Origin of the sequence: Mesorhizobium sp. dw_380, from assembly GCF_018588885.1 — a bacterium.
Taxonomy (GTDB): Bacteria; Pseudomonadota; Alphaproteobacteria; order Rhizobiales; family Rhizobiaceae; genus Mesorhizobium.
On sequence record NZ_JAFFIW010000014.1, the window covers coordinates 85368 to 109197 of the forward strand.

At 64.4% G+C, this 23830-nt stretch carries 24 protein-coding genes; 21 read left to right on the top strand and 3 right to left on the bottom strand.

What is annotated here, in order from left to right; genetic code table 11:
• Nucleotides 1-103: 103 nt before the first annotated feature.
• Together JT360_RS16280 and JT360_RS16285 are read right to left on the bottom strand one after the other, a co-directional pair.
• Nucleotides 104-1027, bottom strand: a complete 924-nt coding sequence (locus JT360_RS16280; protein WP_214472668.1) for a LysR family transcriptional regulator — start codon at nucleotides 1025-1027, stop codon at nucleotides 104-106.
• 105 nt (nucleotides 1028-1132) lie between these two features.
• A complete protein-coding gene (locus tag JT360_RS16285) occupies nucleotides 1133-2287 on the bottom strand; it encodes an epoxide hydrolase family protein (RefSeq protein WP_214472669.1) in 1155 nt (384 codons plus the stop codon).
• A 483-nt stretch (nucleotides 2288-2770) separates the two neighbouring features.
• Here JT360_RS16285 and JT360_RS16290 point away from each other — a divergent pair, with 483 nt between their 5' ends.
• Nucleotides 2771-2992, top strand: a complete 222-nt coding sequence (locus tag JT360_RS16290; protein WP_214472670.1) for an SDR family oxidoreductase — start codon at nucleotides 2771-2773, stop codon at nucleotides 2990-2992.
• Nucleotides 2993-3053: 61 nt separating this feature from the next.
• Here the strand turns inward: JT360_RS16290 and JT360_RS16295 are convergent, their stop codons facing one another.
• Nucleotides 3054-4004, bottom strand: coding sequence for a LysR family transcriptional regulator (locus JT360_RS16295; protein ID WP_214472671.1), 951 nt, complete (start codon nucleotides 4002-4004; stop codon nucleotides 3054-3056).
• A 93-nt stretch (nucleotides 4005-4097) separates the two neighbouring features.
• On the opposite strand from JT360_RS16295, the gene JT360_RS16300 reads away from it, so the two are divergent.
• From JT360_RS16300 to JT360_RS16395, 20 genes are all read left to right on the top strand, one after another.
• A complete protein-coding gene (locus JT360_RS16300) occupies nucleotides 4098-5003 on the top strand; it encodes a dioxygenase family protein (protein WP_214472672.1) in 906 nt (301 codons plus the stop codon).
• A 4-nt stretch (nucleotides 5004-5007) separates the two neighbouring features.
• Nucleotides 5008-5967, top strand: coding sequence for a VOC family protein (locus JT360_RS16305; RefSeq protein ID WP_214472673.1), 960 nt, complete (start codon nucleotides 5008-5010; stop codon nucleotides 5965-5967).
• Nucleotides 5964-6623, top strand: a complete 660-nt coding sequence (locus JT360_RS16310; RefSeq protein ID WP_214472674.1) for an alpha/beta hydrolase — start codon at nucleotides 5964-5966, stop codon at nucleotides 6621-6623. Before JT360_RS16305 ends, JT360_RS16310 begins: the two co-directional genes overlap by 4 nt.
• On the top strand, nucleotides 6620-7684 hold the full coding sequence (locus JT360_RS16315; RefSeq protein ID WP_214472675.1) for a maleylacetate reductase: 1065 nt from the start codon (nucleotides 6620-6622) through the stop codon (nucleotides 7682-7684). Before JT360_RS16310 ends, JT360_RS16315 begins: the two co-directional genes overlap by 4 nt.
• 27 nt (nucleotides 7685-7711) lie before the next feature.
• On the top strand, nucleotides 7712-8986 hold the full coding sequence (locus JT360_RS16320) for an ABC transporter substrate-binding protein (protein WP_214472676.1): 1275 nt from the start codon (nucleotides 7712-7714) through the stop codon (nucleotides 8984-8986).
• A 73-nt stretch (nucleotides 8987-9059) separates the two neighbouring features.
• Nucleotides 9060-9776 carry an ABC transporter ATP-binding protein gene (locus JT360_RS16325; RefSeq protein WP_214472722.1) on the top strand — a complete coding sequence of 239 codons (717 nt, stop codon included), beginning with the start codon at nucleotides 9060-9062 and terminating at the stop codon, nucleotides 9774-9776.
• Nucleotides 9776-10477 (top strand): ABC transporter ATP-binding protein, encoded by a 702-nt coding sequence (locus tag JT360_RS16330; protein ID WP_214472677.1) that lies wholly within the window; start codon nucleotides 9776-9778, stop codon nucleotides 10475-10477. The genes JT360_RS16325 and JT360_RS16330 overlap by 1 nt, the downstream gene beginning before the upstream one ends.
• 67 nt (nucleotides 10478-10544) lie before the next feature.
• Complete coding sequence (locus JT360_RS16335; RefSeq protein ID WP_214472678.1) at nucleotides 10545-11408, top strand: branched-chain amino acid ABC transporter permease; 864 nt, start codon at nucleotides 10545-10547, stop codon at nucleotides 11406-11408.
• An 8-nt stretch (nucleotides 11409-11416) separates the two neighbouring features.
• The gene (locus JT360_RS16340) at nucleotides 11417-12466 is read left to right on the top strand and encodes a branched-chain amino acid ABC transporter permease (RefSeq protein WP_214472679.1); all 1050 of its coding nucleotides are present in this window, start codon (nucleotides 11417-11419) and stop codon (nucleotides 12464-12466) included.
• Nucleotides 12466-14220, top strand: a complete 1755-nt coding sequence (locus JT360_RS16345) for an FAD-dependent oxidoreductase (protein WP_214472680.1) — start codon at nucleotides 12466-12468, stop codon at nucleotides 14218-14220. Before JT360_RS16340 ends, JT360_RS16345 begins: the two co-directional genes overlap by 1 nt.
• Before the next feature lie 10 nt (nucleotides 14221-14230).
• Entirely contained in the window at nucleotides 14231-15121 is an 891-nt protein-coding gene (locus JT360_RS16350; RefSeq protein ID WP_214472681.1) for an intradiol ring-cleavage dioxygenase, read from the top strand.
• 34 nt (nucleotides 15122-15155) lie between these two features.
• A complete protein-coding gene (locus tag JT360_RS16355) occupies nucleotides 15156-15974 on the top strand; it encodes an SDR family NAD(P)-dependent oxidoreductase (RefSeq protein ID WP_214472682.1) in 819 nt (272 codons plus the stop codon).
• Nucleotides 15975-16047: 73 nt separating this feature from the next.
• The gene (locus JT360_RS16360) at nucleotides 16048-17355 is read left to right on the top strand and encodes an ABC transporter substrate-binding protein (protein ID WP_214472683.1); all 1308 of its coding nucleotides are present in this window, start codon (nucleotides 16048-16050) and stop codon (nucleotides 17353-17355) included.
• Between the two features lie 25 nt (nucleotides 17356-17380).
• Nucleotides 17381-18109, top strand: coding sequence for an ABC transporter ATP-binding protein (locus JT360_RS16365; RefSeq protein ID WP_214472684.1), 729 nt, complete (start codon nucleotides 17381-17383; stop codon nucleotides 18107-18109).
• Nucleotides 18106-18834, top strand: a complete 729-nt coding sequence (locus tag JT360_RS16370; protein ID WP_214472685.1) for an ABC transporter ATP-binding protein — start codon at nucleotides 18106-18108, stop codon at nucleotides 18832-18834. Before JT360_RS16365 ends, JT360_RS16370 begins: the two co-directional genes overlap by 4 nt.
• Nucleotides 18821-19684, top strand: a complete 864-nt coding sequence (locus JT360_RS16375; protein WP_214472686.1) for a branched-chain amino acid ABC transporter permease — start codon at nucleotides 18821-18823, stop codon at nucleotides 19682-19684. Before JT360_RS16370 ends, JT360_RS16375 begins: the two co-directional genes overlap by 14 nt.
• Entirely contained in the window at nucleotides 19681-20706 is a 1026-nt protein-coding gene (locus JT360_RS16380; RefSeq protein ID WP_214472687.1) for a branched-chain amino acid ABC transporter permease, read from the top strand. The genes JT360_RS16375 and JT360_RS16380 overlap by 4 nt, the downstream gene beginning before the upstream one ends.
• Nucleotides 20707-20719: 13 nt before the next feature.
• Nucleotides 20720-21736, top strand: coding sequence for a zinc-dependent alcohol dehydrogenase (locus tag JT360_RS16385; protein WP_214472688.1), 1017 nt, complete (start codon nucleotides 20720-20722; stop codon nucleotides 21734-21736).
• A 27-nt stretch (nucleotides 21737-21763) separates the two neighbouring features.
• Nucleotides 21764-22582, top strand: a complete 819-nt coding sequence (locus JT360_RS16390; protein WP_214472689.1) for an alpha/beta fold hydrolase — start codon at nucleotides 21764-21766, stop codon at nucleotides 22580-22582.
• Complete coding sequence (locus JT360_RS16395) at nucleotides 22579-23799, top strand: acyl-CoA dehydrogenase family protein (RefSeq protein ID WP_214472690.1); 1221 nt, start codon at nucleotides 22579-22581, stop codon at nucleotides 23797-23799. Before JT360_RS16390 ends, JT360_RS16395 begins: the two co-directional genes overlap by 4 nt.
• Nucleotides 23800-23830: the final 31 nt, after the last annotated feature.

A 23830-nucleotide genomic window follows, 5' to 3' on the forward strand; every position in this document is an offset into this window, starting at 1 on the left:
CTCTTCTCAATAAAATTGAATGTCGTTATGCGACGTATAGTACCGGTGGATCGATTGCAGGGAGCCATGATCAGACGACAGATCGGATTTCCAGGACCTGGGCTCAACCTTTCGGATCTGAATATCCGGCCGCCACAAGAACCTGGTGGCGGAGCCAAAGATGGGCGGGGTCTCGGTCATGGCGCATGTGCCAAGCCATCCGCATGGCAAAAGGTGGGACGGGCAAAGGAAGCTCGCAGATCTCGGCGCCATCGCCTAGGGTGCGAACAAACTGCGTCGGCATCGTGCAAACGAAATTGGTGGCCCTGAGAATAAGCGCCACCAAAGTAAAGTTTGGCACTGATAACGCTATCCGCCGGCCTCGACCCATCTTGGCGAGTTCTCCATCGACACGCCCCGCGAATCCTCCGCCATCGAGGGATACAAGGATGTGATCGAGCGAGCAGTATTCATCGAGGCTCGGCGGCAAGTTGCCGCGTGGATGACCCTTACGCTGAACCATCGAATAGCCTTCGTCGTATAGATGGCGGGTCTTTAGCGCTGGCGGGGTCATACTAGGCGGGGCAATCAGTAGATCGACCTCGCCCCGATCTATCTTTCCCACGACGCCCGCCGCATCGAGCAATTGGAAGGCGAGCCTAACTCCGGGACCCGCTTCACTCTGCAGTCGGCGCAGTAAAGGCAGACCGACCACGACCATGCCGTTGTCGGTCGTCACGACCTGAAAGTCGCGAATGTCTCGCATTGGATCAAAGTTGGGCCTGCGCTTGATGACGACCTCTAAATCCCGGAGGGCCGCGTGGAGAGGAGCGACAAGTTCAAGCGCCAGGGCAGTCGGCGTCATTCCCCGCCCGAGGTCGGCCGGAATCAACAGGGGATCTTGAAATGTATGGCGCAGGCGATTGAGTTGAGCGGATAGCGCTGGCTGGCTCAAATGGAGCCGACGTGCAGCCCGAGTGACATTCCTCTCTTCCAAAAGCACATCGAGAGAGACTAACAGATTGAGATCTATCCCCTTGATATCCATTCGACTTTCTCATCCCGACCAACAGTTCGCAGGTTCCGCTATTTCGAGCGGCTCGCGCGTAATTCGAAGCAGTTTACATGTGAGTCGGCGCGATCCCAGGCGCGTCTAGCATCTCAGGGGCCTGAAGAACGCGCGAATGTCCTCCGCTAACAACTCGGGCTGTTCCATCGCGGCGAAGTGGCCGCCCCGAGGCATTTCTGTCCAGCGAACAACGTTGTGGCAGCGCTCGACCCAGGAGCGCGGCGGCATCGGCAGCTCATACGGGAAAACAGCAACGCCGAGCGGTGGCCGCACGCGTTCGCCAGGTTTGAAGTGAAGCGGCTGGAGACGGTTCTCCTTGTATATTCGAATCGAGGCGTCAACCGTTCCTGAAAACCAGTAGAGCGAAATGTCGGTCAGCAGCGCGTCAAGGCTGAAAACCTGCTCGACATCCCCGCCGCAGTCGCTCCAGGCGCGGAATTTCTCGGCGATCCACGCGGCGAGGCCAACCGGGGAATCGTTCAGGGTGTAGGCCAAGGTTTGCGGCTTCGTTCCCTGCATGTGCGCATAGGCGCCCTCGACGGCGGCCCATGCGGCCGCAGTGTCAAGGAATGCCTGCTCTTCCGCGGTGACCGGCGCTAACCCCTCGCCGAGCGGTGGCCGATAGCCACCTGAAATGTAGTTGAGGTGAAATCCGACGATGGATTCCGGATGACGATGCGCCAGCCAGGTCGAAACCCCGGCACCGATATCGCCGCCTTGAGCGCCGAAGCGTGGATAGCCAAGGCCGTCCATGAGTTGGAGCCACAACTCGGCAATACGTGACGAGGAGAAGCCTTGCCGATCCGGCGCTTGCGAAAACCCATAGCCGGGCAGAGACGGCACAATGAGGTGGAATGCATCGTCAGGATCAGCCCCAAATGTTCCTGGATCAGTCAGCAGCGGGATGATCTTCTCCATTTCGATGAAAGAACCGGGCCAGCCATGGGTCATGATCAGCGGCAAGGGGTCCGGCCCGATTCCGCGCTGGTGAACGAAATGAATCGACAAGCCGTCGATCTCCGCCCGGAATTGCGGGAGTCGATTGAGACGCGCCTCCTGCGCCCTCCAGTCAAATTGCGACCGCCAATACCCCACCAGGCGCTGCATGAAGGCGAGGCCGGCGCCGTCGTCCCAACTTTCGGCGTCAAGGGACCGCGGCCAGCGAATGCTCTCGAGACGTTGCTTCAGATCGGCAAGTAAACGCTCATCGACATGAATATTGAAAGGTCGGATGTCCATGTTTTCCCCTGACCAGCCAGGATCTCACCTATGGGCTATGAGCCGCTTCGAAAATCGTGGCTCTTTGCAAGTCGTTGTAGGAGGGCCATAGCAAATGCGGTGTGAAGCAGATTGTCACAGAACAGATGGCAGCCTGGCTACCCCGATACAAGATCAGGTCTGGGGAGCAAGTGCCACAGTGCTTGCGCGACTTTCGAAGCACAAAAGCGAACGTCGAGTTCCCTCCGACGGGCCGAGGGATTCGAACCTGCTGGGGGATAGGAATTGCGAACAACGCGCCTATCTCCTCGGACGAGTACCGCCGCCGATTCACGCTTCGGCAAACTTCAACTGTTCGAGGTCGAAGATCAGCCTGGACCCCGTCGGCTGCCAACTCAGCTTCTCCCGGAACGTTCATAGTCGTCGACCGTTGTCGGGGGATTACCCACTGTTTGCGAGAAGAATGATGCCACGCTTCAAGGACAAGGTTGTGATCGCTATAGGGTGAATGCGGTTAGTCCAGGCCCAATCGCGACGACCATTCTCGACAAGGCTCTGGGGAAAGAGGCGGCAGACAAAGCGCGGGGCGCCATGCGGGAGAACAATCCCATGAAAAGGTTCGGCGATCCTGACGAGATCGCGCACGCAGTTGCTTTCCTGGGGTTCGACGCGACCTTCACGACGGGCGCCGAATTACCGGTGGATGGCGGCGCGTCTCAACTATAGGGCCCCAGGGCGTCGGGAACTCGCCCGGGGCGCCTTGGAGGCGACGGGACGGGCCGATTACTCACCGCCCCCAGACTACGGCATTCTCATGCCGTTTGATGATGTGCTTCAGGTTTTCGAAGGCGGTGGTGACGTGGCCCGCGAAGCGCTCTGCCGCTGGCGAGCGTGGCCCGTTAACCCGGCGCAGGATGCCGAGCGAGCGGCTGGGCTGCGGGATTTCATAGGGGAGCACCGTCACCCTGTTCTCCTTGCGCTGCGCGAAGACCACGGAGAACGGCAGCACGGCCAGCGCATCGGTTTCGGCGAGGAAGTTGATCACGCTCATCAGCGAGCCTCCCGAATAGCGAACGTTGAGGTCCGACATGCCGATGCTCATCAGGATCATCTGCAGGTCCGACATCAGCGGAGAGCCGGGCAGGGGAGCCACCCAGGGAAAGCTGGTCAGGTCATGCGCCCTGAGGCGGCGATTTCGCAGCAGAGGATGGTCGGGCCGGCATGCCACGACATTGCGTCCGGGCAGGATTTCGGTGAATTCGAAGCCGGGTCCAAGGTCGAGCACGCCGATCGGCACGATCCCGAGATCGATCTGGTTGCTCTCCAGCGCCGCGACCATCTCGGGCAGGTTCATATAGCTTTGCTGAACGGTGACCTCGGGCTCGAGCTTCTGGAATTCTCCGATCATCCGGCTGATCATCGCATCCATGAAGAAAGGCACGCCGCCGACGCGGACGACACCCTTCGTGCCTTTCATGAAACCCTGCACCGCATCCGACGCCTTGCGCGACGCCGTGATGATCGTACGGCCCTGCGCCGCCAGCTGGAAGCCGAGCGGTGTCGCCTGCAGCGGCCGGCGGCCCTTGAGGAAGAGCGGCTCACCCACCCGCGCCTCCAGCATGGCCAGCGATCGGCTGACTGCCGGCTGGGTCAGGCCCAGCATGGCCGCTCCTTCCGACACGCCGCCAGCATCCAGCACCGCGGCGAGCTGCATGAGGTGGCGCTCGTTCAGCTTCATAACAAAACGCTATACAAGGGACGTCACATCTCATCAAGCATTGCGTCGGGCCGTGCTATCCCGCTTGGCAAGGGGAAGGGAGGCCCCGGCGGAATGCACGGCCAGCACGACCCGAAGAGGGATGAAGTTCCCAACGCGATCTCGACGCAGGCCGAGGAATTCTCGCGGCGTCTGACCGCAATCGGCCAGTCCCGTCTGGCGGCGGCGGCACAGGCAGCCGTGGATGGTTTGCACGCGCTGACCGTAGAGTTGCGACCCTCCGGCGAGGAATTCCGGCAGGCGATCGATTTTCTGACCGAGATTGGCCACTACGCCGATGCGCGGCGCCAGGAGTGGGTGCTGTTCGCCGATGTCCTGGGCGTGTCTTCGCTCATTGAGGATCAAAACAGCCCACGCCCTGCCGGCGCGACCCCAAACACCCTGGCCGGCCCCTTCTACCGCGCCGATATGCCGGAGATGCCGCTTGGCGCGAATATCTCGCGCGATCACAAGGGCGAGCCGCTGGAGGTTGCGGGCCGGATCATTGCGCTTGACGGCGGGGGGGTCGGCGATGCGGTGGTCGAGATATGGCAAGCCAATGCCGAGGGTCTCTATGAGAACCAGGAACCGGACAAGCAGCCAGAGTTCAACCTGCGCGGACGGTTCCGGACCGATCCGCAGGGCCAGTTCCGCTTCACGACGGTAAAGCCGAAGGGCTATGCGCTACCGTCGGACGGACCGGTCGGTCAATTGATGTCAGCGCTTGGCCTGGGCCTCGAGCGGCCGGCCCACATCCATTTCCGCGTCTCGGCGGAAGGCTTCGAAACGCTGACGACCCACATCTTCGACCGGTCGGATCCCGCGATCGGTCGGGATGCCATTTTCGGGGTCAAGCCCGAACTCATGGCCGAGTTCCGCGCGCTGCCGCCCAATGGAGGAAAGCGGAAGTACGCGCTCGACCTCACCCTCGTGCTCTGCCCGCGGCGGCGGGGCGAAACCGCAACCTCTGGGAGGAGATGAAACGATGGCGCGTGTCAGCGGCTACCATCATTTGACGTTGTCGACCGACAGCGCTCAGGAAGACTTTGATTTCTATACCAAGGCACTGGGCCTGCATTCGGTGAAGCGCACCGTTTTGTTCGACGGCGTCATCCCTGTCTATCACCTCTATTACGGCTCGCCCAACGGCGATGCCTCGACGATCATCACCACATTTCCGTTCCGCAAGCCAGGCATCTATGGCCGCCGCGGGACCAACCAGTCGCGCACCATCATGCAGTCGATCCCCAAGGGCGCCGCGGATTTCTGGGTGGACCGGTTGAACGCGCGTGGCATCGCGGCCACCAAGATCACACGCTTTGGCGCCGACCGTGCGGCTTTCGCACATCCCTGTGGCATCCCGCACGAGCTGGTCGAAAGCGACAGCGATCCGCGCGCGCCCATCACCAACGAGGCACAGGGCATCGGCAAGGCCCAAGGCATCAAGGGAATCTACGGTGCCGTGGTGGCGGTAATGGACCGCACCGCCATGGACGACTTTCTGACCATCGCCTTGCCGTTGGAGAAAGAGGCCGACAACCATGAGGGGCTCGTGTTCCGCGTGCCCGACGCGACCGGCGTCGCGCAGCGCGTGGAGGTCATTGTCGACCGCGATAGCCCGCAGGGCACCTGGACGCTCGCGGGCGGCACGATCCACCACCTCGCTCTCAACACCGGCGACGAAGAGAACCAGTTGAAACTGCGCGCTCACATCGAGGGCCTCGGCTTCACGGACATATCGGAGCAGAAGGACCGCAACTACTTCAAGTCCTGCTATGTCCGCTCGCCCGGAGGCGCACTGTTCGAAATTGCCTGGACGACGCCGGAAGGCTGGGCCAAGGACGAGCCCCCGGGCCAGATCGGCAAGACGCTGGTCTTCCCGCCGTGGTTCAAGGATCGCGAGAGCGAATTGCAGGCCGGCCTGGAGCAGGCGGATTTCGCATGAGTTCGGGCAGCGGTCCGCTCCGGCTTGGGCCAAGGGGCCCGGAGGCGAAGGCGATTTGCGTCTTCGTCCACGGCCGCGGCCAATCGCCCGAAGAGATGCAGTCCCACGTGCTGTCGCGGCTTTCCGCTTCCGCCGTGGCCTTCATCCTGCCGCGCGCGCCGCTCGGCATGTGGTGGGAGGCGCGTGCCGTCGACCCGTTGACACCGGTCGCCCGCGCGCAGCTTTCCGACGCGCTCGATCACCTTGCGGCCGCAGTGGCCGCGGCGCGGGCGGAACTGCCCGGACTGCCGCTTCTCCTCGCGGGCTTCTCGCAAGGGGCGTGTCTCTCGATCGAATATCTCTGCGCGGGGCTGCCGCCGCCGGACGCCTTGGCGGCCTTCACGGGCTGTCGTGTCGGTGTTCCGGCCGACGAAAGGTCCGAGGCCGTGCCGGCCCGAATGCCGATCTATCTTTCCGGTGGCGATGCCGATCCCTGGATTCCGGTCTCGGCGTTTGCCGATGCCGCGCAATCGCTGGGCCGCGTTGGCGCGAGCCTGCGGGCCGACCTGTTCCCGGGCCGGGGCCATGAGGTCTCGGACGCCGAGATCGTAATGCTGGGCACGATCCTCGACGACCTCGCGGCCGGGCGTGGCCCGCGCATGGAGGCAGCGCGATGATGGACAGCTTCACCTTTCCGGGCCTGACGACACGGGTGGTCTTCGGTGCCGGCACCATGGCTCGCGTCGAGGAGGAAGTCCGGCGGCTCGGCCACGACAAGGTGATGGTGCTGTCGACGCCGCACCAGAAGGGCGATGCGGAGAGACTGGCCGCAAACCTTGGCGGCCTCGCCGCCGGGATCTTTGCCGGCGCGGTCATGCATACCCCCGTCGAGACTACGGAAAAGGCCGTCGATGCCTTCCGCGGCAGCGGCGCTTCGGCGGTCGTCAGCCTCGGCGGCGGCTCGACCACTGGGCTCGGCAAGGCAATTGCGGTGCGCACGGGCGCCGACCAGGTGGTTATTCCCACCACCTATGCCGGCTCGGAAATGACCGACATCCTCGGCGAGACGGCGGCCGGTGAGAAGACCACCCGCCGCTCGCCGGACATCCGCCCCGAGACGGTGATCTATGACATCGATCTGACGCTGAGCCTGCCGGTAAGCCTCACCGTCACCTCGGCGATGAACGCGATCGCTCATGCGATGGAGGCCTTCTATGCTCCCGATCGCAATCCGGTGGTCGTGCTCATGTGCAGGGATGCCATGGTTGCCTTCCGGGACGGCATTCCAAGGCTGATCGGCGATCCGCAGGATCGCACGGCGCGGACGCAGGCGCTCTATGCGGCGTGGTGCTGCTCGACCGCGCTCGGCTATGTCTCGATGGCGCTGCATCACAAGCTGGCGCATGTCTTCGGCGGCTCGTTCGACACGCCGCACGCCGAAACCCACGCCATCCTGCTGCCGTACACGACCGCCTTCAACGAAGCGGCGGTGCCCGATCTGCTGCGCCCGATCGCCGAAGCATTCGGTGGTGGCTCGGCGGGCGGCGGGCTCTGGGATTTCGCACAGTCGGTCGGCTCTCCGCTGAGCCTGAAGGCGATCGGCATCGAGGAGGCTGATCTCGACCGCGCGGCGGCGATCGCGGTGAAGAATGCCTATGCGAATCCGAGGCCAATCGATCCGGGATCCATAAGGGAACTCCTTCAGGCGGCGTGGGAGGGACGCCGTCCGGGGGACTGAGAACAAAAACAAGAGGGAGGAACCACCATGATCACAAGACGGAACCTACTGAAGGCCTCGGCGGCGACAAGCCTGGCGCTCGCCGGTTCGCGCCTGGCGACGCCGGCCATCGCACAAGGCGCCAAGATCCGCCTGGGCTATGTTTCGCCGCAGACGGGGCCGCTCGCCGGCTTCGCGGAGAGCGATGCCTACAACATCAAGACCTTCCTCGCTTCCGAGGCTGGCAAGAACTTCGAGGTCATCGTCAAGGACAGCCAGTCGAACCCCAATCGCGCGGCGGAGGTGGCCAAGAGCCTGATCGTCGACGACGAGATCAACCTGATGCTCGTCGGCTCCACGCCCGAGAACACCAATCCGGTGGCTACAACCTGCGAGGCGGAGGGCGTGCCGGTCATCTCGACGATGGCGCCGTGGCAGCCCTGGTTCATCGGCCAGCAGGGCAATCCGGCCGATCCGTCGTCGTGGAAGCCCTTCAACTTCGCCTATCACTATTTCTGGGGTCTCGAAGACATCATCACTGTCTACACCGGCATGTGGAAGCAGCTTTCCACCAATGGCAAGGTGGGCGGACTGTTCCCGAACGATGCCGACGGCAATGCCTGGGGCGATCCGAAAAATGGGTTGAAGCCGGGCCTCGATGCCGCCGGCTTCGGTCTTGCCGATCCCGGTCGCTATCAGAATCTCTCGGATGATTTCACCGCGCAGGTCAACGCCTTCAAGGCGGCCAATGCCGAGATCGTCACCGGTGTGGTCATTCCGCCCGACTTCACCACCTTCTGGAACCAGGCCCGCCAGCAGGGTTTCAAGCCCAAGGCGGTGACGGTGGCCAAGGCAATCCTCTTCCCGCAATCGGTCGAGACGCTCGGCGATGCCGGCCACAACCTCTCGTCCGAAGTCTGGTGGTCGGCCTCGCACCCGTTCAAATCGTCCGTGACGGGCGAGAGCTCGGCGGAACTCGCGGCGGATTTCACCGCCAAGACCGGGCGTCCCTGGACCCAGCCGATCGGTTTTGTCCATTCGCTGTTCGAGGTGGCGGCGAATGTCATGGGCCGCGTTTCGGATCCGACCAGTGCCGAGGCGATCGCGGCGGCCATAGCGGCCACCGACATGACGACCGTGGTCGGCAAGGTGGCCTGGAGCGGTGCGGGACTGCCGCCTTTCGCCGCAAAGAATGTTTGCAAGACGCCGCTCGTTGGCGGGCAGTGGCGGAAGAGGGCCGGCGGCGGTTTCGATCTGGTGATCGTCGAAAACGCTGCTGCCTCCGGGATTCCCACCGCCGGCAAGATGGAAGCCCTGGTCTGACGCTGCCGAGGGCGGCTGATGCCGCCGTCGTCGTTCGTCGCAATCCAAGGATGGTGGCCCAAGAATGGCAGCAATGATGCTCAGGCTGGAAAACGTCTCGAAGTCGTTCGGCGCCCTGAAGGTTACGGACGGCGTGACCGTCACGGTGCCGCGCGGCGAGGCGTTGGGCATCATCGGTCCGAATGGGGCTGGGAAGTCGACGCTCTTCAACCTGATCACCGGCAATTTGTTCGCCGATGAGGGTCGCATCAACTTCCTCGGCCGCGACGTGACCCGCGCTCCGCCGATGGAGCGGGTGCGCATGGGCGTCGGCCGCAGCTTCCAGATTCCGCAGCCTTTCGAGGGGCTGACCGTGTTCGAAAATCTCCTGACCGCCGCCGCCTTCGGCCGGGTCGGGCGCGAGGCCGAGATGGTCGACGATTGCGCGCGCATCCTCGAGGAGACAGAGCTTCTCAGGAAGGCCAACGTCGTGGCCGGCTCGCTGAGCCTTCTCGATCGCAAGCGCCTGGAACTCGCCCGCGCCCTGGCTACGGGCCCCGAGCTTCTGCTTCTGGACGAGATCGCGGGCGGCCTGACGGAGGGCGAATGCAAGGCCCTGGTCGCGACGATCAGAGCCATCCATGCGAGGGGAACCACCATCATCTGGATCGAGCATGTGCTGCATGCCCTGACGTCGGTGGTCGAGCGGCTTCTCGTGCTGGATTTCGGCCGCGTGATCGGGATCGGTGCGCCGAATGAGATCATGGCCTCGAAGGAGGTTCGCGACATCTATCTGGGGCTCGAGGTCTGATGCTGGAAACGCGCCACCTCACCGCGAATTACGGCCAGTTCCGGGCGCTGTTCGGTGTGGATATCACCGTCGCCGCGGGCGAATGCCTGGCGATCATCGGCGCCAATGGCGCCGGAAAAACCACCCTGATGCGTTCGATCACGGGCGTGATCGGCAACGAGCCCCGCATGGTGCTGCACAGGGGCGAGCCGATTGGCGGGCTGTCTTCGGCCGAGATCGTGAAGCGCGGCATCGCCATGGTGCCGGAAGGACGCCGGCTGTTCCCCTCGCTGACTGTCGAGGAAAATCTGCTGGTCGGCGGGCAGGCGCGCAAGGTGCCCGGGCCGTGGAGCCTCAACGCGGTCTATGACCTTTTCCCGATCCTGCGCGAGCGGCGCAAGAACCCCGCCACCACGCTCTCGGGCGGCCAGCAGCAGATGGTGGCGATCGGCCGGGCGCTGATGTCGAACCCCGAATTGCTGCTCTGCGACGAGATCAGCCTCGGCCTCGCGCCTGTCGTTATCCGCGATATCTACGCCGCGCTTCCCAGGATCCGCGAAGGCGGCGCCGCGATCGTGGTGGTGGAGCAGGATATCGGTAAGGCGCTGGCGGTGGCAGACCGCGTCTACTGCATGATGGAGGGTCGCGTCACGCTGGTCGCCAAGGCGGCCGAGGTCACGCGCGATGAAATCCATTCCGCCTATTTTGGAGTGGCGGCATGACAAGGGAACCGAGGCTCCTTCGTTTGCTCGCGCAGCGCTCTCGTGGCCTGAACGGGGTGGCGCGGCGATGATCTGGCTGGACACCCTCGTGCAGGGAGCCCTGCTGGGCGGGCTCTATGCCCTGTTCGCAGCGGGATTGAGCCTCGTCTTCGGCATCATGCGGCTGGTGAATCTCGCCCATGGCGACCTCATCATTCTTGCCGCCTATCTGGTGTTGATGGGTGTCACGCTGCTCGGTCTGTCGCCCTGGATCGCCGCGCTGGTCGCCATGCCGGTGATGTTCGCGCTCGGGTGGCTGTTGCAGGCCGCTGTCTTGAACCGCGTGCTGGGCAAGGACATCCTGCCGCCGCTTCTGGTCACGTTCGGCCTGTCGGTCGCCCTGCAGAACGGGCTGCTCGAGCTCTTCTCCGCCGACAGCCGCCGCATCCCGGCGGGCGCATTGGAGGGGGCATCGCTCGATCTCGGGCTGGTCACGGTGGGGATCATGCCGTTGATGACCTTTGCGTCGGCGATCGTGACGATCATTGCCCTGAACGGGCTCTTTTACCACACGGCCCTCGGCCGTGCCTTCCGCGCCACCTCGGACGACGCCGTGACGGCGGGGCTGATGGGGATAGAACCGAAGCGGATCTTCGCGGTCGCCACCGGGATCGCGATGGTCGTGGTGACGCTGGCGGCCCTCTATCTCGGCATGCGAGCGAACTTCGACCCTTCGATCGGGCCGGCGCGGCTGATCTATGCCTTCGAGGCGGTGATCATCGGCGGACTCGGCAGCCTATGGGGAACCCTGGCCGGCGGGATCATCATCGGCGTGGCACAGACGTTTGGTGCGGCGCTGAATCCGGAATGGCAGATCCTGGCCGGCCACATCGCCTTCCTGACCGTGATGCTGCTCAAGCCGCGCGGGCTTTTTCCGCGCGCAGTGGATTGAGGGGCGGCATGTATCGACTGACAACCCGCACCCGCGCCGGAACCGTGACCGCGATCACCGTGCCCGTCTTTATCGTCGTCGCGCTCGCGCTGCCCGCCCTGGCCTCGCGTGGCGTCATGCAGGATCTTTTCTTCATCCTCACCATGCTGACGCTGGCGCAGATATGGAACCTGCTGGCGGGCTATGGCGGCCTGGTCTCGGTGGGCCAGCAGGCCTTCGTCGGCATCGGCGCCTATGCGATGTTCGCCGGCGTGATCCTGCTCGACTGGAACCCGGTCCTGGCGATCCCGCTGGGCGGCCTTGCGGCTCTGGTGCTGGCGGTTCCGACGGCCTTCTTCGCATTCCGCTTGCAGGGCGCCTATTTCGCCGTCGGCACCTGGGTAATCGCTGAAGTAACGCGCCTGCTGGTCGCGCAGTGGAAGGCGCTCGGTGGGGGCACCGGTACCTCGCTGCCGCGCGAGGCGACGAGCAGCATCATGGGCACCGATGCGATCCGGGCGCTGTTCGGCGTCCGTGAGGCCGCGGCACGCGACGTGCTGGCCTATTGGCTGGCTTTGGCGTTGGTGGTGGCTGTGACGGGTGGCGTCTATTGGCTGCTGCGCAGTCGCCTCGGGCTGGCGCTGGCGGCGGTGCGCGACAATGTCGACGCGGCGCAATCGGTGGGTGTCGATACCGGTCGGCTCAGATGGGCGGTCTTTCTGATTGCCGCGGCCGCCACCGGGCTGACCGGCGCGCTGATCTTCCTGCAGACGGCCCGTATCTCGCCGGGTGCGGCCTTTGCCGTCACCGACTGGATCGCCAACGTCATCTTCATTGTCGTCATCGGCGGCATCGGCACCATCGAGGGGCCGATCCTCGGTGTGCTGGTCTTCTTTGCGCTGCGTTCGGCGCTGGCGGACTGCGGCAGCTGGTACCTGATGACGCTCGGCCTCATCGCCGTCGTCGTGATGCTTTTTGCGCCAAAGGGGCTGTGGGGGCTGATCGCGTCCCGCAGTGGCCTGCACCTGTTTCCGGTCCGCCGCAGGCTGACCGGTCCGAAGATCGAGGGAGGAATTTGATGGCGGATATCGAAACCGACGTGCTGATCGTCGGCACGGGCCCAGCCGGCTCGGCCACGGCGGCGCTGCTATCCAGCTACGGCGTGGCCAATATGATCGTCAATCGCTATCGCTGGTTGTCGAACACGCCGCGTGCCCACATCACCAACCAGCGCACGATGGAAGTGCTGCGCGACCTTGGGCCGGAGATCGAGGCCGAGGCCATGATGCACGCCTCGCCGCAGGAACTGATGGGCGAGAACGTGTTCTGCGAAAGCCTGGCGGGCGAGGAGATCGGCCGCATGAAGAGCTGGGGCACTGGCCCGCTCTCCAAGGCCGAACACCTCCTGTCGTCTCCCTGCTTCATGAATGATCTGCCCCAGACCTTCATGGAGCCGATCCTGTTCAAGTCGGCCTGTGCCCGCGGCACGCAGGCACGCATGAGCACGGAATATGTCAGCCATGTCCAGGATGCGGACGGCGTGACCACGACCTGCCGCGATCGGCTGACGGGCAAGGATTTCACCGTGCGGTCGAAGTTCATGGTCGGCGCCGACGGCGGCAATTCGCTGGTGGCCGAGCATCTGGGCCTGCCGCTCGAGGGCAAGATGGGCGTCGGCGGGTCGATGAACATCCTGTTCCGGGCCGATCTATCGAGGTTTGTCGCCCACCGGCCGAGCGTCCTCTACTGGGTCATGCAGCCCGGCGCCGACGTCGGCGGCATCGGCATGGGTCTCGTTCGCATGGTGCGGCCGTGGGACGAGTGGCTGATCGTCTGGGGCTATGACATCAACCAGCCGCCGCCGGACGTGACGCCGGAATTGGCCACCAGCGTCGCGCGTCAGCTGGTCGGAGATCCCGCGCTCGAGATCGAGCTCCTGGGCGCCAACACATGGACCGTGAACAACTGCTTCGCGACGCACATGCAGAAGGGGCGGGTGTTCATCATGGGCGACGCCGCGCACCGGCATCCGCCCTCGAACGGGCTCGGCTCGAACACCTCGATCCAGGACGGGTTCAATCTCGCCTGGAAGCTTGCCAAAGTCGTCAAGGCGCAGGCAGGCATCGGGCTTCTGGACAGCTACTCGGCCGAGCGCGCACCGATCGCGCGCCAGATCGTGACGCGCGCGAACCGGTCCATCGCCGAATTCGGCCCGATCTTTGAGGCGCTCGGCATGGATGGCGGCGTGGACCACGACAAGATCCACAGGAACATGGAGGCTCGCGCCGATGCGACGCCCGCGGCCGAAGCGCAGCGCGGGGCGCTCCGCAAGGCCATCGCCTTCAAGAAGTACGAATTCGACGCCCATGGCGTCGAGATGAACCAGCGTTATGCGTCGGGGGCGGTGGTGACCGACGGCCAGTGCGAGCCGGCTTTCGAGAAGGATCGCGAGTTGCACTATGCGCCGACGACCTGGCCGGGCGCGCGCTTGCCGCATGTCTGGGTCTTCGAGCGCACGGGCAGGAAGGTCTCGACGCTCGATCTTTGCGGGCATGGCGAGTTCACGATGTTGACCGGCATTGGCGGCGAGGCGTGGGTCGCCGCGGCGGAGACGGTTGCCGCCGAGTTCGGTCTGCCGATCCGCAGCCATGTGATCGGCCCGCGCCGCGCGATCGAGGATCATGCCGGCGATTGGGCCGGCGCGCGGGAGATCCGCGACGCCGGCTGCCTGATCGTTCGTCCCGACCACCACGTTGCCTGGCGCTCCGAGAGGTTGGCGGCCGATCCTCTCGCCGAACTGCGCCGGGTCTTCAAATCCGTTCTGGCGCGCTGAGGAGGATCCCATGATCGACGAACACGAATCCGGCTATTTCACCGAAGCGAACTCGGCCGAGATCGTCGTGGCGCGGAACAGGAACGCCAAGGACGAGCGGCTCGGCCAGTTGATGGAGGTCATCACCCGCAAGCTGCACGAGGCGGTGAAGGAGATCGAGCCGACACAGGAGGAATGGTTCGGTGCGATCATGTTCCTGACGGAGACGGGCCAGATCTGCAACGAGTGGCGGCAAGAGTACATCCTGCTGTCGGATGTCCTGGGCGTCTCGATGCTGGTCGATGCGATCAACAATCGCAAGCCGTCGGGCGCCTCGGAATCCACGGTGTTGGGGCCCTTCCACGTCGCCGATGCGCCCGAACTGCCGATGGGCTCGAACATCTGCCTCGACCAGAAGGGCGAGCCGATGTTCGTGCATGGCCGCATCCTCGACACAGAAGGCAATCCGATCGCAGGCGCCAAGATAGACGTCTGGCAGGCCAACGACGAGGGCTTCTACGACGTGCAGCAGAAGGGCATCCAGCCCGACTTCAACCTGCGCGGCGTCTTCCGCACCGGCGCGGACGGGCACTACTGGTTCCGCGGCGTGAAGCCCAAATACTACCCGATCCCAGATGACGGCCCGGTCGGCAAGCTGCTGGGCGCGCTGGGGCGTCACCCCAATCGCCCGGCGCATCTCCACTATATCGTCGAGGCCGAGGGCTTCGACGCGCTGACCACGCACATCTTCGATCCGGACGACCCGTACATCGATTCAGACGCCGTCTTCGGCGTGAAGAAGAGCCTGCTCGCCGAATTTCGCAAGGTCGAGGACGCTGAGGCCGCTGCCAAGGTCGAGGTTGCGGCCCCGTTCTACGACGTGGAGTTCGATTTCGTGCTTTCGCGAAAGAAGACCAAGTGACCCTGCGCATCAGGCGCCGAACGGGAGGAAACTGATGGCCGCACTTGAGAAAATGTTCGATGTCGCAGGCAAGTCGGTGATCGTCACCGGCGGCGCAAGCGGCATCGGGCAGGCCTATGCCGAGATCATGGCCGAGCATGGGGCGAAGGTCTGCATCTTCGACCTGAACCCCGCGGGGCTGGAGAAGACCGTGGCGGCGATCAGGGCGACGGGTGGCGATGTCTGGGGCCAGATTGTCGACGTTGGCGACCGTGCGGCCATGGCCGAAGCTTTCGACAAGGTGGCCGAGAAGGCGGGCTCGATCGACGTCGTGTTCGCCAATGCCGGGATCGACGCCGGACCTGGCTTCAACACCCCGACCGGCGAAAGGAATCCCGAGGGCGCCATCGAGAACCTGCCCGACGAGCACTGGGACAAGGTGATCGAGATCAACCTGACCTCGGTCTACACCACGATCAAACATGCCGTCCGGCACATGAAGCCGAATGGCGGCGGCCAGATCATCGTCACGTCGTCCATCGCCTCGCTGATCAACGAGAGCATCGTGGGCACGCCCTACATGCCCGCCAAGGCCGCGGTGAACCATCTCGTTCGCCACATGGCGATGGAACTCGGCGCCTATAACATCCGCATCAACGCCATCTTGCCCGGACCGTTCATCACCAACATCGCCGGCGGCCGGCTGCGCAATCCGGCGGACCGCAAGGCCTTCGAGGCCCAGTCGCTGCTCGGCCGGATCGGCGACCCTGAAGAGATCAAGGGTCTGGCGCTTTATCTGGCCTCGCCTGCCTCGTCCTACGTCACGGGCTCGCTGATCGTCATCGATGGCGGTTCGTTGCTGCGGATGACCTGAACACGTTTTGAACTGTGGCCGGTTCCCGTTGAGAGGGCGGGCCGGAGAGACTTAACCAAGGGAGGAAACGACGGTGACCTATTACAACAGACTGGTGAAATCGGGATTGCGGCCCAGCCGCCGAAGCGTGCTCAAGGGGATTGGAGCCGGCCTTGCCGCCAGCACGCTGGGCATGCCGGCCTATGTGCGCGCCGCGACCGCGGGGAAGATCAAGCTCGGCTATCTCAGCCCGACGACCGGACCGCTCGCCCTCTTTGGCGAAACCGATGGCTACACCTTGCAGAAGATCCGCGCTCTGCTTGGCGGCCAGCTGCAATGCGCCAACGGCAATACTTACGAGATCGAGATCCTCGATCGCGACAGCCAGTCCAATCCGAATAAGGCATCCGAAATCGCCGGCAACCTCATCCTGAACGACGAGGTGCATCTGCTCGTTCCGGCCTCGACCACCGACACGATCCTGCCGGCCGCCGAGCAGTCCGAGCTCTATGAGACACCCTGTATTTCCTCGGGCGCTCCCTGGCAGGCGGTGATCATGCCGCGCGGCGGCGGCAAGCAGACCTTCGACTGGACCTATCATTTCTTCTGGGGTCTCGACGAGGCACTGAACACCTTCGTCGGACTGTGGAACCATCTGGAGACCAACAAGAAGGTCGGGATGCTGTTTCCCCAGAACATCGACGGCGAGACCTGGGGCAACGACGAATACGGCCTGCCGGCGCCGACCCGCAAGGCCGGCTACGAGGTCGTGGTGCCCGGCTACTTCCAGCCGCGCACCAATGATTTCTCCGCGCAGATCGCCGAGTTCAAGAAGCAGGGCTGCGAGATCATCGGCGGCATCACCTATCCAGACGATTTGAAGACGTTCGTCACCCAGTGCAACCAGCAGGGCTTCAAGCCGAAGGCGATCACGGTGGCGGCGGCCCTCTTGTTCCCGGGCGGTGTCGAGGCGATGGGTCCTCTTGGCAACGGCATGTCCTCGGAGGTCTGGTGGACGCCGGCCTTCCCGTTCAAGTCGTCGCTGACCGGACAGGTCAGCAACGACATCGCCAGCCAATGGGAAGCCGATACGAAACGCCAGTGGACACAGCCACTGGGCTATTCGCACGCCCTGCTCGAGGTTGCCCTCGACGTCCTGAAGCGCTCTTCCAATCCGCTCGACCGTGCTGCCAACCGTGATGCTCTGGTCGCTACCGATCTGCAGACGCTGGTCGGGCACATCAAGTTCGACGGCTCTACCCACAAGAATATCTGCAAGACGCCGATCTTCGGCGGTCAGTGGGTGAAAGGCGAGAAATGGCCCTATGACCTGAGGATCGTCGACAACACGGTCAATCAGCTCTTCGCGCCCCAACAGGCGATCAAGCCGATCGCCTGGTGACATGAGCGGGGACGCGGGCAGAGCCATGGATAGAGAAGTCCTGCTGAAAGCGCATAGCGTGTCGAAGTCCTTCGGCGCCGTCCGCGTCCTGCATGAGGTGAGTTTCGACGTGCATCGGGGCGAGGTGCTGGGCATCCTCGGCCCGAACGGAGCGGGCAAAACGACGCTGTTCAACATGATCAGCGGCGATTTGAAGGCGTCCGGCGGCGAGATCCAGCTCGGCGACACAGTGCTCCGCGGCGAACCGCCTTTCCGGCGCTGCAAGATGGGGATCGGGAGGACCTACCAGATCCCGCGTCCCTATTCCGGCATGACAACCTTCGAAAACCTGCTGGTCGCCGCCGCGTTCGGCGGCGGCCGCACGGAGAAGCAAAGCTATGCGTTCTGCGCCCAGGTCCTGCGCGATTGCGAGCTCTCCGACAAAGCCAATGTCTCGGCGGGCGCCCTGACACTGCTCGACCGCAAACGGTTGGAACTGGCGCGCGCGCTGGCATCGGATCCGAAGCTGCTGCTTCTGGACGAGATCGCGGGCGGGCTGACCGACGATGAATCGAAGGCGCTGGTGGCGCTGGTGCGCCGCATTCGCGATCGCGGCATCACCATCGTGTGGATCGAGCATGTGCTGCACGCGCTGCTCGCGGTGGCCGACCGGCTGTTGGTGCTGAACTTCGGTGAAAAGATCGCGGAAGGCGTGCCCGCCGAAGTGATTGCGCTGCCCGAGGTCCAGCGCGTCTACATGGGAATCGAAGCATGACGGCCGTTCTTTCCACCCACGGGCTCGTGGCCCGCTATGGCGACTTCCAGGCACTCTACGGCGTCGACATCGAGCTGCACCAGGGTGAGGCCGTGGCTCTGATCGGCGCCAACGGCGCAGGAAAATCCACCCTCCTGCGTTCGATCATGGGCCTGCTCCCGGTCGGGCGCGAGATGGTGCTGCTGCACGGCGAGCCTGTTGGCGGCACCGCTACCGACCGCATGGTGCAGAAGGGCGTCGCTATCGTGCCGGAGGGCCGCCGCCTCTTCACCGGTATGTCGGTCGAGGACAATCTGCGTGTCGCCATCGACCAGGCCGCGCGCATGGGCGCCAAGGGTGGATGGACGCTGCCGCGGCTGCACCGGCTGTTCCCGATCCTCAAGGAAAAGGCCCGCGCGCCGGTGCAAAGCCTCTCGGGCGGCCAGCAGCAGATGGTGGCAATCGGCCGCGCACTGCTCTGCCAGCCGCGCGTGCTGCTTTGCGACGAGATCAGCCTCGGTCTTGCGCCCAAGGTGATCCGCGAGATCTATGCCGCCTTGCCCGAGATACGTGCCACCGGCACCGCGATGATCGTGGTCGAGCAGGATGTCGGCCTCGCCCGCTCCGCCTCGGACCGCCTTTACTGCATGCTGGAGGGCCGCGTGACCCTGACCGGCAGGTCCGCCGAAATCACGCGCGAGCAGATCGGCAAAGCCTATTTTGGAGCGGGCCATGCAGTGGTTTGACGCCTTGGTGCAGGGAATCCTGCTGGGCGGCATGTATGCCCAGTATGCGCTCGGCATGGCGCTGATGTTCGGGGTCATGCGGATCGTCAACATCAGCCATGGCGATCTGGTGATCCTTTTGTCGCTGATCGGCATCTCGATCGCCACGGCCTGGGGTCTGGGACCGCTGCCGGTGCTGGTCGTGCTGGTGCCGCTGGCGGTGCTGATGGGCTGGGTGCTGCAGAAGGCCGTGCTGAACCGGGTGGTGGGCAGCGACCCGCTGCCCTCGCTGATCGCGACCTTCGGGCTGTCGATCGCGCTGCAGAACCTGATGCTCCAGATATGGTCCGCGAACAGCCGATCGTTGCCCGGCCATGGGATCGAGAGCCAGTCCCTCGAGATCGGCGGCATCTATGTCGGCCTGCTGCCGCTGATCGTGCTGGCCGTCGCCACGGGGCTGACATGGTGCCTCGACCTGACGCTGAAACGCACGCGCTTCGGCCGGGCGCTCCGCGCCGCGTCGGCCGATGTCGAGGCGGCGGCGATGACCGGCATCAACCCGCGCGCCGTCTATGCGATGGCGACGGCGGCTGCGGTCGGCATCCTCGGCTTTGCGGCCGTCTTCCAGGCGCTGCGCTCGACCGTTGCGCCGGCCGATGGACCCGCCCAACTGATCTACGCGTTCGAAGCGGTGATTATCGGCGGCATGGGCACGGTGTGGGGTGCCTTCGTCGGCTCGATGGTTCTCGGCATCTCGCAGGCCATAGGCTTCCGCATCGATCCGGGCTTCGGCGTGCTCGCCGGACATATCGTCTTCCTGGCGGTGTTGGCGAGTCGACCGCAGGGTCTGTTCGGAAAGGCGTTGTCATGAGTGCAATCCCCTATGCCGCAACGGAGGTGCCCGAGGTCTTGGTTCAGCGCCAGACGCCATCGGGCCGCATCGCGATGGCCCTGGCGGTGCTGGCGATGATCGGCGTCGCTGTCATGCCGTTGTGGGCTTCGACCGGCACGATCCGGTCGGTCCTGGTGCTGTGCTGCTATATCGCCGTGGCGCAGATGTGGAACCTGCTCGCCGGCTATGCCGGCCTCGTCTCGGTGGGCCAGCACGCCTTCATGGGCGCGGCCGGCTATGCGCTCTTCGTGCTGGCGCAGACTTACGGCGTCGATCCGTTTGTGGCGGTCTTCCTTTCGCTCCTGGTGCCGGCCGCGCTGGCCGTGCCGATCTACCTGCTGCTTCATCGCCTGGACGGCCCCTATTTTTCGATCGGCACATGGGTGGTGGCCGAGGTTTTCCGGCTGACCGCCTCGAACCTGCCGCTCGTCAATTCCGGCGCCGGCATGTCGCTGCGCGTGATGAAGGACTATTCGGCCTTCGAACGGAACATCGCCATGTCGCTGCTCTGCGCGGGGATGCTGCTCGTCACGCTGGGTGGCAGCTATTGGCTGCTTCGCTCGCGCTTCGGCCTCGCGCTGATCGCTATGCGCGACAATCCGGTCGCGGCCGCCAGCCAGGGCGTGAACGTCGTGAGGCTGCGCTTCCTGATCTACGTCGCGTCGGCAGTCGGCTGCGGCCTTGTGGGCGCGATCTATTTCATGGCGCAGCTGCGCATCACTCCGGGTTCGGCCTTTGATCCGATGTGGGCGAACGTCGCGATCTTCATTGTCATGGTTGGCGGCATTGGGTCCATCGAGGGCGTTCTGATCGGGTCTCTGATCTTTTTCATCGCCGACCGTTGGTTCGGTGAATACGGCGCAACCTATTTCGTCGTCCTCGGGCTGATGACGCTGCTGGTGGCGCTCTACGCCCGCACCGGCGTCTGGGGCCTGATTTCGAAACGATGGGACGCGCCATGGTTCCCGATCCAGCGCAAGCTGGTCGATTCGTATCGCTGACAGGGAGGATCTCATGAAAGCGGCCATTTTCGATACGGTCGGCAGTCCGCTGCGGATCGCCATGGTGCCCGACCCGGCACCGGCGCCCGACGAAGTCCTGCTGCGCGTTGCCGCATGCGGCATTTGCGGCAGCGATCTCCACATCACCGAGGATCCGGCACCCTTCGGCATCGGCGGCGGTTTCGTCCTCGGCCACGAATTCGCGGGTGAGGTCGTCGGCACCGGATCGGAGGTGACCGGTCTTCGTATCGGTGACCGCGTGGCCGTCGTACCGATGCGCGGCTGTGGGCACTGCGAAGCCTGCGCACGAGGCGATCCGGCGCGCTGCCCCGAGATGGTGCTGATCGGCGGCGGCTATGCCGAGTACGTGACCGTCGCCGCGCGCCAGTGCCACATCCTGCCCGACGAAGTGGCACTCGAGGATGGTGCGTTGGCCGAGCCGCTCTCGGTCGCGCTGCATTGCATCATTCGCTCGGGCATGAAGCCGGGAGACCGGGTCGCTATCCTGGGCGCCGGACCGATCGGCCTGCTCGTCGCTTTCTGGGCGCGGAGGATGGGGGCCTCGCGTGCCGTGGTCGCCGACATCCACAGCCATCAACGCGAGCGCGCGCTTGCTCTCGGCGCGACCGGCTTCGCGCTCTCAGGCGAAAAGCTGGCCGAGAACCTCGCCGATCTCTGCGGCGGGGCGCCCGATATCATCTTCGAATGCGTCGGCAAGCGCGGCCTTATCGGTGCGGCGGTTGAAGCCGTCCGGCTGCAGGGCACGGTGGTCGGCGTCGGCCTGTGCATCGGCGGCGACGAGTGGGACCCGTTCATTGCGCTGACGAAGGAAGTGAACCTGCTGTTTTCGGTTTTCTTCCATCAACGCAACGAATTCGGCGTCGCCCTCGATGCGCTGCGCGGCGGACCTTTTGCGCCGCAGGCGCTGATCACCGATCGGATCGACCTCTCGCCGGTTCCGCGGATATTCGAGAGCCTTCGCCGCCGCACCACGCAATGCAAAGTGCTGATCCAGCCGGCCCTGGTTTGAGGCCGGACCTTGTTTGAGGAGAGTGAAATGGCCGTTCAATTCGAAACGCTCGAATACGATGTCGGTGGCACGAAAACTGTGGTCAAGGCCATCGGTGAAGGCAAGCCCGTGCTGTTCCTGCATGGCGCCTCGACGCTTGAAGGCTTCGACTTCGCGGAAGGCCTCGCCGACCGCTTCCGCGTGCTCTGCCCCAGCCATCCGGGCTTCGGCTTTTCGGGCGCGGCGCCGCATGTGGCTGCGATGTCCGACATGGTTCTGCACTATCTGAACCTGCTCGATGTTCTGGACCTGCCGGAGAAGCCTCATCTCATGGGCTTTTCCATGGGCGGCTGGATGGCGACCGAACTCGCTGGCGTTGCGCGCGAGCGTTTCGACAAGGTGGTGCTGATTGCCCCCGCAGGGCTCAACGACCCCGCGCATCCGGCCACCGATCTGGGCGCAGTCGCGCCACAGGACCTGCCGGCCTATCTGGCGCATGACGTCGCGGTGGCGCTCCGCTACTTCCCGGATGGTTCGGATCCCGCCTTTGCGGAGGCCTTCGGCGCTGACCGAGCACGCGAGGGCGAGACGCTCGGCCGTCTGCTGACGCCCTTCGGCATGGGGCACCCGAACCTGCGCCGCTTCCTGGCACGCATCACCAATCCAACGCTGGTCGTCTGGGGCACCAAGGACCGTATGTTGCCGGCGAGCCAGGCGCCGCTCTTTGTCGAGGCGCTGCCCGACGCACGGCTGATCCTGGTCGAGGACGCCGGCCATTTCGTACAGCAGGAAAAACCCGGGACCCTGACCAAGATCGGCGATTTCCTCGCGCGCTCAACCGATTTCAATGAGGAGAAGAGATCATGAATAAACCTATCAAGCATGGCTCGTGGGGGACGACAGTCGATCATCGCGACTTGCTGGAGAAGATCGCGGAGATCGGGCCGATCCTGGAAGCCAATGCCGCCGCCGATGAGGAGAGCGGCGAACTGACCCCGGGCACGTTCGAGGCGTTGAAGCCGCTGCGGATGTCGCACATCTTCGCTGCCGAGAGCCTTGGCGGCGCGCAGCTGCCACCCACCCAAGGCCTCGAACTCATAGAGGCGATCACCTGGCATTCGGGGTCGGCTGGCTGGGTTTCCATGGTGCATTGCTGCATCGGCGCAATGTCGGCGGCCTTCTTGCCCGACAGTGCGGTCGAGCGGCTTTTTGCACCGGGCACCGACAACCGTTTCTCAGGGCAGGGCGCGCCGCTCGGCATGCTGAAGAAGGTTGATGGCGGCTATAGGCTGAACGGCAAGTGGAGCTATGGCAGCGGCTTCAGCCACGCCACATACAGCCATAGTGCCGCCTTCGTCGACGATGGCACCGGCAAGCCGGCCAAGGACGACAAGGGCAATATGATCATCATGTGCGCCCATGCGCCGATCTCTCAGCACAAGCAGCTCGGCAATTGGGACGTTCTGGGCCTCGGCGGCACCGGCAGCATCGACTACGCGGCCGAGGACGTCTTCATCGCCGACGATCTCGTCTTTCCGATCATGACCGCACCGCCGCTGCGCCAGAAGGAGTTCTTCAGTCTCGGGGTCGTCGGCTTGGCCGCCATCGGCCATACCGGCTGGGCTCTTGGCACCGGACGGCGGATGCTGGACGAGATCGCCAAGTTCGCGCGCACCAAATCGGGCCGCGCCGGGCTGATCGGCGAGAGCGAGAAGTTCTGGCACGATTATGGCCGTGCCGAAGCCCGCTATCGCGCGGCCCGTGCCTTCGTCTTCGAAGTCTGGCGCGACATCGAGGCGACGGTCGAGGCGGGCAACAGAACCTCCACGCGGCAGATCAGCCTCGTCCACCTGGCCAAGTCCGAGATCCATGAGGTCGGCGTCGATATCTGCAACTTCGCCTATCGCGCGGCGGGCGGCGCATCGCTTCGCGCAGGCGTGATGCAGCGCGTCTTCCGCGAGATGATGGTGGCTGCGAACCACTTCACCATTGCACCCTCGATCGTCACCTCGGCAGGGCGTGAGATCGGCGGCTTGTGGAGTGATCGCGTCTGGCAGTTCTACGACCTGATCGAGAAGAAGTAGTTCGAAGGGCTGGGCAGCGGACGCCGCCTGG